Consider the following 15,700-nt stretch of genomic DNA (forward strand, 5'->3'; position numbering starts at 1 on the left):
GTCCGTATTCATGGAAGTCTTCAGGCTTCAGGACTGGTCACCTTACGAATATTTACAGTTGATACTTTCTGAAAAACTAAAGCCTCAAAAAATTGCAGTATGATGCGATTGAATAAGAATGAGTGCGCATGTGTCCAAATTTAGGGGGTTAACCCGCTATGTCCGTTAAAATCCAGATTAGACGTAATTATTGGAAATAACGGAACCTATGTCCGTTAGGTGCAAGCCTAAGTGCCCAGCACCGTTTTAAGCTTGTGGTTGTTGAGAATAACCGCATCCATGTCCGTTATTTCGAGTATGCAGCAGTATGCAGCATTCTTAAAAAAATAGCTGTTCCAGCACCGCAATTGCCTTCGTGATAATACACTTATAAGGTGCTGGGTTTGTTTATATGCTGTAACGTAGTGGCTAAATGGACTTCGAAATCATCTGAATATATGCGGCATACATACGTCCGAGCGCTCGCAATAACATCGGTTGTACAAATACGAGCACTAAGCCGATCCCGCCAGCTATCCACGAGCGCTGAGCAGAAGTAATCTCTGCGTAAAAAGGAAAGAAGGTCCAGGTGGACTGAAATAAATCGAAGTTGAAGAAGTCTGCACTCACCTTATAGGCAAATGGGGAAAGCATGACTGCATAGGCGGTAACAGGCAGGACAATCCCTAATGTAAACCCGGTAATACCAATCGGAAGCTGCAATAGGCTGTACAGAATACCTTGGTAGGTTTGACCCTTTCCAAGAAGACGAAACAATGACCGAGAGCCTTCCCAGCGAAGGGATAGTTGATCATCGACCCGATGATGCGATTGGGAATTACCTCGATACCAAGCTAGAGTAGATTGCTGTTCCTTGACCATCATCCAGCGACACGCTGCAAGTGTCGCCCACAACATGGGCAACCCAACCCACAAGATGATCAGCGGCAAGCTTACTGATAAACCTGTAACAGCTATTACAAATGCTATGATTCCTTTCGGAAGCGACATTAGAAGCATGGCCCAAGCTTTTAAGGCACTTTGTTTTTGCATGTTTAAACCCCTCTCATACCAACACTTCCTTCAGTATAGAGGGATCATTCTACTTAAGCATTGATCCAAAGACTGGATAGCGTGCTCGACTTTGGTCTAGTATTCTTATCGTTTTTTTGGAAAATAAACTCAGACCAACCGCTCTGTATCCTGCGTTCTCTCAACCAACACGCGCATTAAGCCTTTTAAAACATGAATTTTTTGGAAGCAAAAAGCAAATACCTGCTCTCTAGTCAGCTCCAGCAAGATGGTGCGGCTAATGGCTGTACAATCGGCGGAACGCGGCTGTCCGTCGATGATGGCCATCTCACCAAAGCATTGCCCGACCTCGAGTGTTGCAAGCTGCTCAGATCCTTTGTGCACTTGCACTTTCCCCTCAATAATTCCGTACATGGTGTCACCATCCTCACCAATGCCACAAATTCTCTCACCGGGCTCATACACGGATTCTTCCACCATTCGAGCAAGCTTTATAAAATCTTCTTGTGAGCAGTGGGCAAAAAGGCTAATCTTCTGCAGGACTAGAATACGCCTAATAATCGTCTCGTTTCGGTCTTCAGCTTCAATTGACGCAAGAGCATGATCCTCGACAACGGCTTCTTCTATAGCAGCATCCAGAACGGCTCTTGAAACCTTCTCATTGGTGTTGCGCAATCGCAGCGACAACTGCTTCATCAGCTCCATAGCAATTTCGGTTCGATCAAAAATCATTTCGTAAAATGCACTCGAAGTCAGCTCGTATAGGACGACATCCTCTTCCGCTATAACGGTTGCAGAGCGAACTCTTTGTGTGATGACGCTTATCTCGCCAAAATAATCGTAAGCGCTGAGCTCATTAATTTTGTGGCCATGGATATAAATGCCTGTATGGCCTTGTTCAATAAGATAGAGAGAGTCACCAGGATCTCCTTCGCGAACAATTTCGACTCCTTTTCTTATCCATACCTTTTGCAGGCGCATCGCGATGTTGAAGAAATCACGACCTGTTAAACCAGCGAACAACGCTACACGTTTGAGCAAATGAATTTGTTTCATAAGTGAATCCTGCTCAAGCTTATCGTCTGATTGTGTTAAATAATCAATATTTAGATTAATCCAGGGATCGTTTTGATCATAAAACCACTGTATTGCTTCTTTAACATGCAATTCAGAGGGAGCTTCTTCTCCGGGAGTGGGAGACGATGAAATGATTTTTGTCATGTCAGTCCGCAATTTCCCTTTAAGCAGCTGGTCAATTACTTCAATGGCATTAGCCTGCTGCCTAGCGTTRCCATCCTGCCAATTGGCATACACAGCGTGAATGGACCTTGAGTCATAAAGAAAGGACAGCAGCTGAAAAATCCTTTTTACATGACGAACCCGCATCTGTTCAATCGCCTCAGCTAGATCACTCATACGATCTGTATTACCGATAAGTGCAAGTTGCTCCACCCATTTAAAATAATAGGAAATCTCCTGATCGATCAAATGCTCAGCATGTTTTTTGTCAACTTGATTGGTTCCAGCATGAATCCGAGTTGCAGACTCAAGTGTTTTCTCCCTAAGCTCGCTGGAAAAGAGCAGATAATGCCTCAATAAGGCATCAAGTGCAGCTTGTGTTCCAATTTCCTCTAATACGCGTGGCAAATGAAGGTTAAGCTCTTTCGCAGTCATGCGGCTTTCAAGTATAGGAATGATAATGGCCTCATCATAACTTGTTAATGCAGCAGTAGCTTGAAGCCTGACCTTGCTATCATCAAGAAGCGGAATAATGAACTGAACCAGCTCGGGTACTCGCAATGTGGAAGCAGACTCCAATGCCCGTATACGAACGAGATGGGAGGAGTCCTCGAACATCGGAATCAACGGTTTGTAAAAGCTGGCAATGCCAATTTGTCCGAACAGGCCTGCCATGGCAATACGCTCTTCTTCCTGTCCATTTTTGAGCAGCTCCTTTAATACGCCGACGGCTTGGAACATGCCTTCTATGCCATAATATTTAATTAATCCGACGATGGCTGCTGCTCGTATATGAACATCCTCATCATGCAGATAGGCAGTAATGCGATCTAATTGCTCTTCCAGCGCATAGGCAGATAAGGCAAGGATGGCATGGGCGCGAATGGTAACTGATGATGAAGAAAGATGGGCTTCAAGCTTCTTTTCACCAAGGGCAGGCGTGTTTAATTGAAGGTATTTTAACGCTTCGATCTGCAGCTCCTGAACGGGATGCTGCAGTAGAGGCGTGATCTGCTCATTCATATCAAACTCTTGAATGCCGCTAAGAATCGCAAAAGCATATAAAGCCTGCTGCTTGTCGTGCCTATGCAGCGCTGACGCTAAAATTTGAATGCTCGCAGGATCTACGAAATCCGGCTCATCTTGCAGGTCCATGCTTTTCGATTGCAGAGTTGATAAAAGCATGCTTAAATAGTTTTTCTTAATTTTTATCGCCGCAACTATACAGCAGCCAATCAACGCAAGAATAAAATAACTGAATTGCTCAATCGCGAACCATTGCGAAAGCACAATAAGACTGATTGCCGCGATTCCTTTGGCACCATTTCGTACGATGCCATCGAGGAAACCTTTGGCTCTGCCGCGCCATTCGGGAGCAACGGGAAACATAATGAGCTGACTTACGGAGGAGTATATCGTATCGCCAAGCACCTTATCGCTTGCTTTAACTGCAGTTGCAATAGCAAGCACAGGCATGAAGAGGAGAGCGAAGCTTCCTGTAAACAAGACGATCGGAAAAACAAGAATGGCAGTCATGACACCGTAGCGGGTTATCATTTTGCCGGAAATGAATAATTGAACAACTAGCGCGAGCAATCCCGCAAATCCATAAAAGCTGCCCATAAAGCTGGCGAGCTCTTCATTTTGCAAGGTGCCGCGAAGAATAACTTTGAATTGATAATCAATAAGCGTAAGCGAGATTGTGAGCGTACCGGCCATGATCGCCACATATTTAAGATGAGGTACGCTTTGGAATAAGCCTTGTTTCTCTTCAACGGCTCGCGTTTGTGCTTTAGATAATTTTTTAATAGTAGTTTTAATCGCGAAAAACTCGGCAGGATTTGGCACTCCTCGCAGAAGCTTAAGGACAAATAGCAGGCAAAGCAGCTGTGCAGCAGCATAGATGAAGATTAAATTTTCGGTTCCTAACGGCTGTACCAGCAGCTTTAGACCAAAGCCGCTCAAAATACCGCCAACAAGTCCACCGCTTCCTACAAAACCAATCATGCGTTTCGCTTTGCGCTGATCCATACTGGAGGTCGCAAACTGCCAGAAGCAGACGATCATCAAAAAGTTTAGTACATCATATCCGACGTAGATGACGGGGAAAATCCAGCTAAAGCCAATCCCGACAGCAAGTCGCGAAAGAAGTGCGAGCATAGAAGCAATGATTATAACTCTAACAACGAGTTGATCGGTGCGGAAGCGTTCGCATAGCTTTTGGTATATAAATCCGGTTAAGAGAAGGGTGGCTGCTTGGGGCAAATACATATACGATAAGACGGATGCGTCGTATCTGCTGAGAAATAAAGTATCTGCAGCTGTTCGACTGATAGTAGAAGCAGCGACGATGAAAAACAGATAACCGAATAAATAAAATATTTTGCTATATTCCGTTCGATCGGATTGAAATTGACGTGAGAGCAGAGTGAATGGATTAACGATACTTTTCTTAGACATGATACTTTTTCCTCTCCGTTTCTCTTCCTGCCCGCAATAGCTTAAGAAGAATAGTATATATGAAGAAAATACATATTGGAACAAAATTTGCTAGAGTACTGCGCGATACGTATGGTCTGCTGGATATGTAGAAATGTTATGCCATTGATGCAGCATATACGGCGAAAAGTAAAATAAACGCAAATCGGAGCCAATAGTAGATTCTTTGCTAAAAATAATGTCATGATTTACGCTGTCAGACATTGCAAATGATAATCGTTATCATTTATAATGATAATGAATGTTTATATGTAATGCTTTCACAGGGAGAAGGGAGTGATCCGACACGATGAAAATGAGTGATCACCTAATGTTATGGAATCATGCTTCGATCAAAGTGATGGATATACGGCATACGGTCATGGAACCAGGCGAGGAGCTGCGATCGTATCGCTTGCCCACCAGCGCTTTTTTTTATGCGATTCGCGGCTGTGCGCAGATGTGGTCGGATGGAACGATGCACATGGTGAATCGATTTCATGTTTTGCATGGCGGCAAAGGGATGTGCCTGGATATTACCGCTCATGATGCTTTTGAATATTATATGATTTTTTATAAAGCTATTCTCGCTTTGCCTTCTCGCCAACCTTTAATGAAGCTAATGGAGACAGATAACCCATTCCAACTGCAATATAGCTTTGTACCTCAGTATCCGATCCCTTTATATCATAGTGTTGAGCTAATGAGCAAGGAATGGCGTGAGCCAGAACTGTTGGAGAAATTACATATAAAAATGCTATTCTATCAATTTGCCTATGAGCTTTTAAGTCAAATGAGCAGTCAAAACGTGAAGACCCAAAAGGTGGACCTCGTGTCACAAGTGGTTCGTTATATTCATGAGCACTCTTCAGACCGAGTAACATTGGATGAGCTTGCAGAGCTGCTGGATTGCAGCGTCAGTTACTTATCAAGGAAATTCAAGCATGCGACAGGTAAAAGTCCCATTGAGTATTTGATTGCAGTTCGAATCGACAGAGCGAAGGAACTATTGCAAAATACAGATGCAACGCTGCAAGAAATARCCGAGAGCGTAGGTTTCTCAGATGACAGTTATTTCAATCGCATGTTCAAAAAACATGTAGGCATGTCGCTTGGTCAATTTAAAGCAAAGGTTCAAAATAATCCTGTGGATCGTTCAAGATATACAATTGTCCCACGCAGAATCAGGCGTTATAGTGGTAATGGTTATGAAAATCATTATCAATACAAGAAAGTGGGAATATTCAAAATGTATAGAGGATCAAGAACACCAATGGCTGCATCATTATTGCTTTGCTTTGTTTTATTTCTCAGCGCCTGCTCTGCGGGTACGTCAAATACGAGTTCAACAAACGGAGGGTCGTCTGCACCAACTACTAATGTGTCTGAAGCAGCTGCAACCGACTCCACACCAGCAAATGTTACCCGCGTAGTAAAACATGCGATGGGGGAAGCAACGATAACTGGCGCGCCTGAGCGTGTTGTTATACTTACGAACGAAGGAACGGAAGCGCTTCTTGCCGTTGGCATTAAACCGATCGGCGCGGTGCAATCTTGGATTGGCGACCCTTGGTACGATCATATCAAAGATGAGATGCAGGACGTTACCGTTGTAGGCGATGAACTTCAGCCGAATATTGAAATGATCGCGAGCCTGAAGCCAGATCTAATAATCGGGAACAAGGTGAGACAGGAAAAAATATATGATCAGCTAAGCCAAATCGCGCCGACCGTATTCGCAGAGGACTTGGTTGGAGATTGGAAAATCAACTTTAAGCTTTATATGGAAGCCGTGGATAAGACGGAAGAGGGCGAAAAAGCGATGGCTGATTTCGACAAGCGTGTTGCTGAAGTGAAAGCGAAGCTAGGCAGCAAAGCGGATACGAAAATTTCGGTTGCTCGCTTCTCCGCTTCTCAGGTACGAATCTATCAGAAGCAAACCTTCTCGGGCGTACTCTTAAATGATTTAGGATTTGCACGGCCTGAGTCACAGGATAAGGATTCATTTATTGAAGTGATGTCCAAAGAAACGATTCCAAGCATGGATGGGGATGTATTATTCTACTTCGTCACGGAGGCAGCAGGGAAGACAGATGCATCCAAGGTGGTAGAGGAGTGGATGAACGATCCGTTATTCAAAAAACTAAATGTCGTGCAAAACAACAAGGTAATAAAAGTAGATGAAGCGATTTGGAATTCTGCTGGAGGCTACAAGGCTGCAAATTTATTGCTCGATGAGATTGTTGCCTATTTTGATGTAAAGTAGCTTAGCATTGTTAGTCAGCAAGCTGACGTCGTAACTATCAGACGTCAGCTTATTTTTGATGAAAGGGTGAAGTTAACATGGCATTAAGGCTCCATAGCCGCAAAAGAAAGCTAGTGAGCCTGGGGGCAGGCGCCGTGTTGCTGCTCATCGGTATGCTCGTTAGTATCCTATATGGCATCCATCTATTCGAATTAAAAGATTTATGGCGTGCCTATACGCAATTTGATGGTTCGGATGCACATTTAATTATTAGAAATACGCGAGTTCCTCGAGCATTAATTGCGGCAGCAGTAGGGGCGAGTCTTGCTATTGCGGGTGCAATCATGCAAGTGTTAACCAAAAATCCGTTAGCTTCTCCATCTATATTTGGCATCAATTCAGGCGCTGTTCTATTTATTGTTGTCAGCTTGGCTATGCTGGGCTCGTCACTAACCATGAATGGAATGGTTTGGATTGCTTTAGCAGGCGCAGCCACTACTTCTTTGCTTGTTTTTACACTGGGAATGCAGGGTAGAAGCGGATTTGAGCCAATTAAGCTTACGTTGGCCGGGGCTTCTGTAGCTGCATTTGCTTCCTCTCTATCCTCAGGCATTATGCTGATAAATAAAGAATCTCTTGATTCTGCATTGTTTTGGATGGTCGGTTCTGTATCTGGGAGACAATTATCTCATCTAACTATCGTATTTCCTTATATGCTTCTAGGATGGGTCTTAGCGCTGCTATTGGCAGGCTCTTTAAACGTCATGGCTTTGGGTGATGATAGTGCCAAAGGCCTTGGCCAGCGAATGATGCTTATACGGGTTGTATCTGTCCTTGCTGTTGTACTACTAGCAGGAAGCTCAGTTGCGATGGCGGGACCAATTGCGTTCATTGGATTAATTGTGCCTCATCTTTGCAGATATATATTTGGAAATGATTATCGCTGGCTATTGCCCTATTGTGGGCTGGTAGGAGCAATCCTCCTCGTATTCGCTGATATTGCTTCACGGTTTATCCTTATGCCCAAGGAGGTGCCTGTAGGTGTCGCTACTGCGCTTATTGGTGTTCCTTTCTTGATTTATGTGGCGAGAAGGAGTAAACATGCATAAAGGAATAGGGAAATCTATCTTAATACTCGCAATATTAAGCATCGTACTGATTGCTTTGTCTATTCTTTGTTTATCCATAGGCGGCGTAAGCATTCCTGTTAAGGAAATCATCCTTTCACTGCTGGGTAAAAATAAAGAGGGCAGCGACTTAATTATTATGCAGTTCCGTATGCCGCGAATTGTGGCAGCCGTTTTAGTCGGCGCTGCCTTAGCGGTTGCAGGTGCTGTGCTTCAAGGCGTGATACGGAATCCGCTTGCATCACCAGATTTGCTGGGTGTTACCGGAGGGGCGTCAGTTGCGGTTGTAGCTTTTATGACGCTATACACAGGATACAGTGTTCACTGGATTCCTTTCATAGCTGTCGCGGGGGCCTTCGTTATTGCTGCTCTAAACTATGCGCTAGCTTGGAAAAATGGGGTTTCACCGTTCAGGCTCGTACTTATTGGTATTGGCATATCGACTGCAATGGGGGCACTTACGATATTTCTGCTTATTAGCGGACCGGCCTATTTGGCTGCGCAAGTGCTAAACTGGATGACCGGAAGCATCTACGGGACGAGTTGGAAGTATATTGAGGTGTTGTGGCCTTGGGTCGCCATCTTCATTCCATTATCCATTCTCTATGCAAAAGAGCTGAACGTACAATCCTTAGGTGAAGCAACGGCCATCGGATTAGGCAGCCAACTTCAATTAAGCCGCATGATCCTGCTGTTCTATAGCGTAGCGCTTGCAGGGGCAGCGGTCGGAATTGCTGGAACTRTTTCCTTTTTAGGATTATTGGCGCCACATATGGCTAGAAAGCTTATCGGCCATTCTTATAAGCTAGTAATTCCAGTATCCGCTATTCTGGGTGCGATGATATTGCTATTGGCTGATCTGGCGGGGCGAACGCTTTTCCAACCGCTTGATATACCAGCCGGCGTCTTTACCGCAGGTATAGGCGCTCCGTTCTTTATGTACCTTTTGTTTAAACGGAAAGCTTTTAAATGATGTTGTTCGCTCAAAAAGAAGAACGGCGACCGATTATGGTCGCCGTTTTTTCTTGTATAATTATTTTAGGAAGCTTTAGAGCCAAGCAGGCTAAGAAAGTCAATATGACAAGGAGGCAAGCTATGCCCATTTATAATAAATTAGTCCGCGATCGGATTCCAGAAATCATAAAGCAGCAAGGCAAAACGTTCACTACGAGAATACTTGAGAACGAAGAGTATCTGAAAGAGCTGCGTACGAAGCTGGTAGAAGAGACGAATGAATACCTTGAAGCAGATTCTAAAACGGAATCAATAGAGGAGCTAGCGGATATTATGGAGCTGCTTCATGCGCTTGCTGAATTCCACGACGTAACGATTGGGAAGCTGGAGCAAATTCGTGCGGAGAAAGCAGAAAAGCGCGGAAGCTTTAAGGAACGGATATATCTTATGGAGGTGGAGGAGAGCTAGCTAAAAAGAAAATCCCCCGTATTCTGAACAATTCAGGGGGATTTTCCGTGCTAATAGTAGCAACGATTAAACATGCTGCTATCCTAATAGCCTTATTTTCTGCTGCTTAAATTCATCTTCCGTTATAAGATTATCTCGCAACAAGGAGGAAAGTTTTAATAATTCATCTGCAACTGAAATTTGATTAGCGCTAGTCGGCTTTTCATTTTCATCCACTTGCTTAATTAAAAAACTTAACATAGTATGCCAATGCGTAATTTCATTATCAACGGATCTGAACATAATATTGTCTTTAGTAATGCCCTTTGGGAAATTCTCAAACGTAATGCGATGGAATGGTTTTGACATATTATTAACAACGATAAGAAGTTGAACTTTCTTGATTAGATCAAGAGTGGTTCTTGAAGCGCTTAGGCCACCAATAATAGCTCCAGTATCTCCAGCAATAGATCTGCCAAGCAAAGCTCTGCCAATGATGTCCGTTCGTGAGGAAGAGGTTACTGTAACACTGTCATGAAGAATGGTTGATTGTAAAATATCTTTATAGAGAAAAATCTCGCATTTGTAATTGTATTCATTCTTGCTTAATAAAGGCTCCGTATTAGTCTCCTGATTATAAATGATACATATTTTTTTATTTGTTTCATCTAATGCAATGTAGCTTTCTTTATCATCCGACATAAATTCTTGTGAAAGCTTAAAATCTTTTATGCCTGGCACCATATTTTTAATTTGTTTTTCAAGATTTATCGATAATTGATAATAATTTTTACTTTTCCGATTAGCGGCAGTAAGTGTGAATAATATAAAACCTGAAAATCCAATTAGCATGATGGTTTCATGACGCGCAAACAAACCAATAATACCGACAAGCAAAAACACTGCCAAAAAAAATACAGATGGATTTCTATACATCGTTTCTCCCCTATCAAAAACGAACGCAAATGGTTGGATTTGATCATTCGTTTACTTATTAGGAATATCGTACCATGAAAATCTTCCATTTGTCATAACAATCTTCTCCCCATTTTCTCCTGCCAAACGCTCAAAGATGGTTTATACTAAAAACAACAGAAAAAAACGAATTCGAGGTGAAAGAGAATGGCTTATATGGTCCCAGAGGTTATCCGGACGAGTGCGACTGCTGGGGAGCGGTTATTGTTTCGTACGCTGAAGGATTATCTGCCGAGCGATTATGCGGTTTATTTTGAACCGGAAATTGGGGGGAATCGCCCTGGCTTCGTAATCATAGGCCCAGATCTGGGATTGGTCGTTCTTGAAGTGAAGGACTATACGAGGTCTGCTCTATTCGAGGTTGATCGTGACGAGTGGCGTTTGCATGCATCTGGAGGACAGATCGAAGCTGTGATGAACCCTTATCAAGAAGCAAGGGAGAGCTTGCGGCATGTAGCGGGCGAGCTAAGAAATGATGACAACCTCATTGAACAGAAAGGCAAATTTCAAGGACAGCTCAAATTTCCGAACGGCTTCGGAACGGCTTTTACACGGCTGAAGCAGAAGGATTTTATAGAAAATGGTTTGTACGATGTCATTGCAGAGCAATTTGTGCTTTGCCGCGACGAGATCGACCCTGAGGATGCTGGATTTACAGCCGATTCCCTCATTGAGAAGATCCATGGCATGTTTGCGGCACGCAAGCGCAGCAGTTACATTTTATCGCAAGAGGAGATCAGGCAGATTCGTAATCACCTCATACCTGAGGCGCGGATCAGCGCGGAATTTCTCCAGCCTACAAATCAGAAGCAACAGGAGCAGTTCGTGCTGTCGCATCACAATATTAAGGGTATGGATCTGCATCAGGAAAATATGGCAGAGCAGCTTGGGGATCGCCATCGGCTTATCCGCGGCGTAGCGGGGAGCGGAAAGACGCTTGTCCTCGCAAGCCGAGCCAAACATTTGGCCAATCATCATCCAGACTGGAAGATTCTTGTCCTCTGCAGCAGTATCGCCTTGTCCCGAAGTCTTCGGCAAATGATTGACCGGAAGATGGAGGAGCCGGAGGATTTACTTGATTGGATTAGACTAGCGGAGCAAAAGGAAGGCAAGCCTCGCGACCAAAACGTCGAGGTCTATAATTTTCATGAGTGGCTGCGAGCAGTGCTGAACGTGAGAGATACGGATGTTGCTAAGCTTATTGGCAAGCTGGAGAAGAAGGAAGCTATTTTACCTACCTATGAAGCAATCCTTATTGATGAGGGTCAGGATTTTCAGCCAGAATGGCTTAAGCTTCTAAGTTATTTGCTTAATCCAGCGACACAAAATTTGCTGCTGGTCGAGGACCGGGCACAATCGTTCTTTAAACGGAAATCGAGCTTGCTGCAGGACACGGGGCTTGATTTTCGCGGACGTTCGCGCATTCTCTCCGTTAATTATCGCAACACGGCTCAAATCGCGCAGTTTGCTTGGGATTTCTATCAACGGCATTCTCTGTTTCAGAACAAGGTTCAGTACGGGGTGTCGAAAGGGGTAGAGATCATACCTCCTCAGAGTACACGGAGAAGCGGGCCTGAGCCAATATTGGAGCGTCGCGGGAGCTTTCAGGAAGAGATGAAGGCTGTCATTGAACAAATGCGATCCTTGCATGACCATCATAAGATTGCTTATTCAGAGATGGTCATCTTATACCGAGTAAAGGACAATTACTACTCCTCCTTCACGGATATGATCAAGAGGGCGCTTAAGGGGCAAGGCTTTCCCGTTTATTGGATCTCAGAAAATGCCGATTTGAACCAGGAATCAGACATAGTCGGCGATGCGATTAATGTATCGGACATTGACAGTGTGAAGGGGCTCGATTTCCGAGCGGTCTTCATCGTAAATGCCGAGAACATGCCTTTCTCATTGGAAGAAGTGGAGGAGCGGGAAGTATCGCTGTTTTATATTGCGATGACACGCGCATTGGATTGGCTGCACATCTCTTACAGCGGGGATTCCAAGTTTACGCTTTATTTGGACGAGGTGCAGCAGCAGCGGCTGAAGCAGGAGCATGCCATAAAGAAGATGGGATGAAACGAAAGGCTGATTCCAGTTGAAAAAAGGTTGTCCGAGAATGTATCGGGCAGCCTATTTTGCTGTCGTGAGCTTGAAGAGGGTTGGCTTTAGGCTTCACAAGGAATTTGAGGAAATTTGTCGAATGATAGACGAATCGAAAAAAAGGGAGGCATCGTCATGGACACAAGACAATGGATGTCAATATTGCTATGCTTTGCGACCGCTGTAATGCTGTTCGTGGCGTTCCTCTCCTACCGGAAACGTCATTTGCAGATGGCGAGGACCATGATTTACATGATGACAGCGGCGTCCTTTTACGCTTTAGGCTACACCTTTGAAATTTTTAGCGACAGCTTAAGCGGTGTGAAGTTTTCTCTTCAGGTCGAGTACATCGGCATCCCCTTTGTCTCTGCATTTTGGCTGCTGCTCGTTATCCAGTTTACAGGACTTGCGCCACGCTACCGGAAGCGGCTTGCGGTCTTGCTGTTTCTCGTCCCGACTGCGACTTTCCTCCTTCATCTCACTAACGATTGGCATCATCTTATTTACAAAGAATACGTCTTGAACACGATTAAGACGGTTCCCTTGTACAATACGGTGAAGGGCCCATGGTATTCCGTACACGCAATTTACAATTATACGATTCTGCTACTCGGCATTTTGTTGTTTATTCCCATGTATTTGCGGGCATTGCCTATTGTGCGGACACAGATTGTCGTCCTTATTTTGGGCGCGGCCGCTCCTATGCTGTTTAATATCGCCTACATGTTCAGCAAAGTCATCGATTTCACGCCGCTTGGTTTCGCTGTATCGGGCGTTGTTTATGCTTGGGGCATTTTCCGGTTTAGGCTGCTTCGTTTAACACCGCTTGCATATGCCAAAATGTTCGATACGATCCGCGACGGTGTTGTCCTGCTCGATTATGAGGATCAAATTGTGAACCACAATCGCGCAGCAGAAGAGGTATTTCCTGAGCTTGGCTCGGCAAAAAGTTTTCCTGCTTTCATCAAGGACTTGCTGCCAGACTGCCCTGAGCTGCTCGAGCGAATTGCCGCAACGGAATTCCGAGATGATCGGTTTTCGCTTCAGCGCTTGCAAGGCGATCGGCAAAGGTATTATATTTGCAGCTTGTCTTATATTTATGATACAGGTGTGACGCCTATCGGGAAAATGTTGATGCTCAGCGATATTACGGAGCTGAAGGAGAACGAGGAGAGACTGCGTGAGAAGTCTGAACGGCTGTCTCGGCTGAATGCCTTCAAGGACAAGCTGTTTACCGTAATGGCTCACGATATCCGTGATCCGATCGCGCTTCTTGTTAGCTTGACTGAGCTGCTGGGCGATGAGCCGAGCGACACCGACATCGCGAATGCTGAAGTATTTCAAGAGATTAGGAGGCAAGTTCGCGGTACCTATCATCTCGTCGATAATCTGCTCGATTGGTATCGCAGTCAAAATGGGGAAGTAGCGTTTCGTCCGCTCACGTGGAATTTGCAGCAGGTCGTTCGCCAAGCGATTTCACTAGCCGGCACAAGAGCCGGCATGAAGAGCATTAGTATCTCAGAGCATATCGACGAGAGGCTGACAGTGAAAGCGGATAAAGAAATGCTCGATCTCATTTTCCGAAATTTGCTTTCAAATGCGATTAAGTACACGGACATCGGCGGGAAAATTGAGATAAACGCATCTATCGAACGGGATCAGGTGACGGTGACTGTACGTGATAATGGGAGTGGGATTGACGAAGAGACAGCGCAGCTGCTGCATCATGATGAGCTGTTTTTCAAGGAGCCTGGATTTGCTAGTCGAGAAGATGGTGGAGAGATGAGGTTTGGTCTCGTATTAACCCGAGAATTTCTTCGCATGCATGGCGGCAGTCTTAGATTCGATAGCTTGCCTGGCGTAGGTACAACATTCTTTTTTACGTTGTCCGGCTCATCGAGTCGCGGCGGAACGATTGAAAGGGAAGGAACGGCGGTGATAGCTGATGAAAGTCATATTGATTGACGATGAGCCCGTCATGCATTTGATCATGCGGAAGATGCTCGTGAAATATGCTGAGCTTCAGGTGATGGGAACGTTTGTAAATACGGATGCTGCGGCTGCATTTCTGAGTGAAAATCCCGACGTCGAGCTGGCGTTTGTGGATATCTCCATGCCCGGTGATAGTGGACTTACATTCGCCGCAAGGCTGGACGAAGCAGGCTGTAAGACACAAATCGTGTTTGTCACCTCGCATAAGGATTATGCGCTAGAAGCTTTTGAGTTGTCCGTGCTTGATTATTTGGTGAAGCCGGTGACTCAGGAGCGGCTGGAGCGGACGATTAACCGGGCACTGGAGAGCAGAAAAATCGTTCAACCGCTTCAGCAAGCAGATACTGCGATTCGGGGTATGAGCCGTGTCAGCGTTGCCACGCTGGGCGACTTTTTTGTGCGTAATGAATCAGGACGCGTAAAGTGGATTTCCAGCAAGAGTGCTGAACTCTTCGCCTATTTACTGCTGAATCGGGGTAGACGAATTTCGCGCTCCCGCCTGGTTGCAGATATATTCGCGGGTATGGCGAGCGTGAATGCCGAAAAATATTTAAATACAACCGTGTACCAGCTGCGTAAATCATTGGAGCCAATAGGGCTCCGGGAAGCTATTCGTTCTGAGAATGACGGTTATGCGCTGGAACTGGACGATGCAGTTATTGACTACGTTGAATTTGAGCGTCAAACGGAAAATCTGGGAAGTATCGACGCGGGCAACGTGGAAGAAGCACTTATCGTTGAAAGGCTCTATACGGGTGATTTGTTCGGCAGCAAAGCTTACGTATGGGCAATTCATGAGACAGATCGGCTGTCAGAGCGGTATGCTTCTTTTGTCAAAAATGCAGCAGAGACGCTGCTCACCCTGTCGAACACGGCTGCGGCGTCGAAGCTTCTTCTGAAGCTGCATGGCCGTAATCCGCTTGAAGAATCGGTGGTCGAGCTGCTGATGAAGAAGCATGGACTGGACGGGGATAAGAAAGGGTTAACCGCACAATACACCGACTATGTGAGACTTCTAAAGCGGGAACTGGGCATTCGTCCATCCCAAGAGCTGCTTATGCTGTATGATTCTCTTGTCAGCGGACTTTCCGAAGTAGGAAAATAAATATTTTGAACAGGTTGCAAAAACCGC

The 15,700-nt window shown here is 45.0% G+C and carries 10 protein-coding genes; 7 read left to right on the forward strand and 3 right to left on the reverse strand.

Annotated elements, in window-relative coordinates; genetic code table 11:
* Positions 1-408: 408 nt before the first annotated feature.
* Positions 409-1,032, reverse strand: coding sequence for a sensor domain-containing protein (locus AC1DPK_RS31745; protein WP_441884212.1), 624 nt, complete (start codon positions 1,030-1,032; stop codon positions 409-411).
* 129 nt (positions 1,033-1,161) lie between these two features.
* The gene (locus AC1DPK_RS31750; RefSeq protein ID WP_477512745.1) at positions 1,162-4,710 is read right to left on the reverse strand and encodes an Npt1/Npt2 family nucleotide transporter; all 3,549 of its coding nucleotides are present in this window, start codon (positions 4,708-4,710) and stop codon (positions 1,162-1,164) included.
* A gap of 328 nt (positions 4,711-5,038) precedes the next feature.
* Here AC1DPK_RS31750 and AC1DPK_RS31755 point away from each other — a divergent pair, with 328 nt between their 5' ends.
* The 4 genes from AC1DPK_RS31755 (at position 5,039) to AC1DPK_RS31770 (ending at position 9,522) form a co-directional block, all read left to right on the forward strand.
* A complete protein-coding gene (locus AC1DPK_RS31755) occupies positions 5,039-6,994 on the forward strand; it encodes an ABC transporter substrate-binding protein (RefSeq protein WP_477512746.1) in 1,956 nt (651 codons plus the stop codon).
* 77 nt (positions 6,995-7,071) lie between these two features.
* Positions 7,072-8,082 carry a FecCD family ABC transporter permease gene (locus AC1DPK_RS31760; protein ID WP_477512747.1) on the forward strand — a complete coding sequence of 337 codons (1,011 nt, stop codon included), beginning with the start codon at positions 7,072-7,074 and terminating at the stop codon, positions 8,080-8,082.
* The gene (locus tag AC1DPK_RS31765) at positions 8,075-9,073 is read left to right on the forward strand and encodes a FecCD family ABC transporter permease (RefSeq protein ID WP_477512748.1); all 999 of its coding nucleotides are present in this window, start codon (positions 8,075-8,077) and stop codon (positions 9,071-9,073) included. The genes AC1DPK_RS31760 and AC1DPK_RS31765 overlap by 8 nt, the downstream gene beginning before the upstream one ends.
* 122 nt (positions 9,074-9,195) lie before the next feature.
* The gene (locus AC1DPK_RS31770; protein WP_477512749.1) at positions 9,196-9,522 is read left to right on the forward strand and encodes a pyrophosphohydrolase domain-containing protein; all 327 of its coding nucleotides are present in this window, start codon (positions 9,196-9,198) and stop codon (positions 9,520-9,522) included.
* 78 nt (positions 9,523-9,600) lie between these two features.
* Here the strand turns inward: AC1DPK_RS31770 and AC1DPK_RS31775 are convergent, their stop codons facing one another.
* Positions 9,601-10,437: an SHOCT domain-containing protein gene (locus AC1DPK_RS31775; RefSeq protein ID WP_477512750.1), complete on the reverse strand. Its 837-nt coding sequence runs from the start codon at positions 10,435-10,437 to the stop codon at positions 9,601-9,603.
* 186 nt (positions 10,438-10,623) lie between these two features.
* On the opposite strand from AC1DPK_RS31775, the gene AC1DPK_RS31780 reads away from it, so the two are divergent.
* The 3 genes from AC1DPK_RS31780 to AC1DPK_RS31790 all read left to right on the forward strand — a co-directional run bounded on the left by AC1DPK_RS31780 (position 10,624) and on the right by AC1DPK_RS31790 (position 15,673).
* Complete coding sequence (locus AC1DPK_RS31780) at positions 10,624-12,552, forward strand: 3'-5' exonuclease (protein WP_477512751.1); 1,929 nt, start codon at positions 10,624-10,626, stop codon at positions 12,550-12,552.
* 159 nt (positions 12,553-12,711) lie between these two features.
* Positions 12,712-14,541, forward strand: a complete 1,830-nt coding sequence (locus AC1DPK_RS31785; protein WP_477512752.1) for a sensor histidine kinase — start codon at positions 12,712-12,714, stop codon at positions 14,539-14,541.
* Positions 14,522-15,673 (forward strand): response regulator, encoded by a 1,152-nt coding sequence (locus AC1DPK_RS31790; protein WP_477512753.1) that lies wholly within the window; start codon positions 14,522-14,524, stop codon positions 15,671-15,673. Before AC1DPK_RS31785 ends, AC1DPK_RS31790 begins: the two co-directional genes overlap by 20 nt.
* Positions 15,674-15,700 lie beyond the last annotated feature (27 nt).

This window comes from Paenibacillus sp. 01T424 (assembly GCF_056398745.1).

Excerpts from the sequence above, each read along its gene's own strand:
- AC1DPK_RS31770 (WP_477512749.1), top strand. The coding sequence starts at position 9,196 with ATGCCCATTTATAATAAATTAGTCCGCGATCGGATTCCAGAAATCATA.
- AC1DPK_RS31785 (WP_477512752.1), top strand. The coding sequence starts at position 12,712 with ATGGACACAAGACAATGGATGTCAATATTGCTATGCTTTGCGACCGCT.
- AC1DPK_RS31780 (WP_477512751.1), top strand. The coding sequence starts at position 10,624 with ATGGCTTATATGGTCCCAGAGGTTATCCGGACGAGTGCGACTGCTGGG.
- AC1DPK_RS31790 (WP_477512753.1), top strand. The coding sequence starts at position 14,522 with ATGAAAGTCATATTGATTGACGATGAGCCCGTCATGCATTTGATCATG.
- AC1DPK_RS31760 (WP_477512747.1), top strand. The coding sequence starts at position 7,072 with ATGGCATTAAGGCTCCATAGCCGCAAAAGAAAGCTAGTGAGCCTGGGG.
- AC1DPK_RS31745 (WP_441884212.1), bottom strand. The coding sequence starts at position 1,032 with ATGCAAAAACAAAGTGCCTTAAAAGCTTGGGCCATGCTTCTAATGTCG.
- AC1DPK_RS31775 (WP_477512750.1), bottom strand. The coding sequence starts at position 10,437 with ATGTATAGAAATCCATCTGTATTTTTTTTGGCAGTGTTTTTGCTTGTC.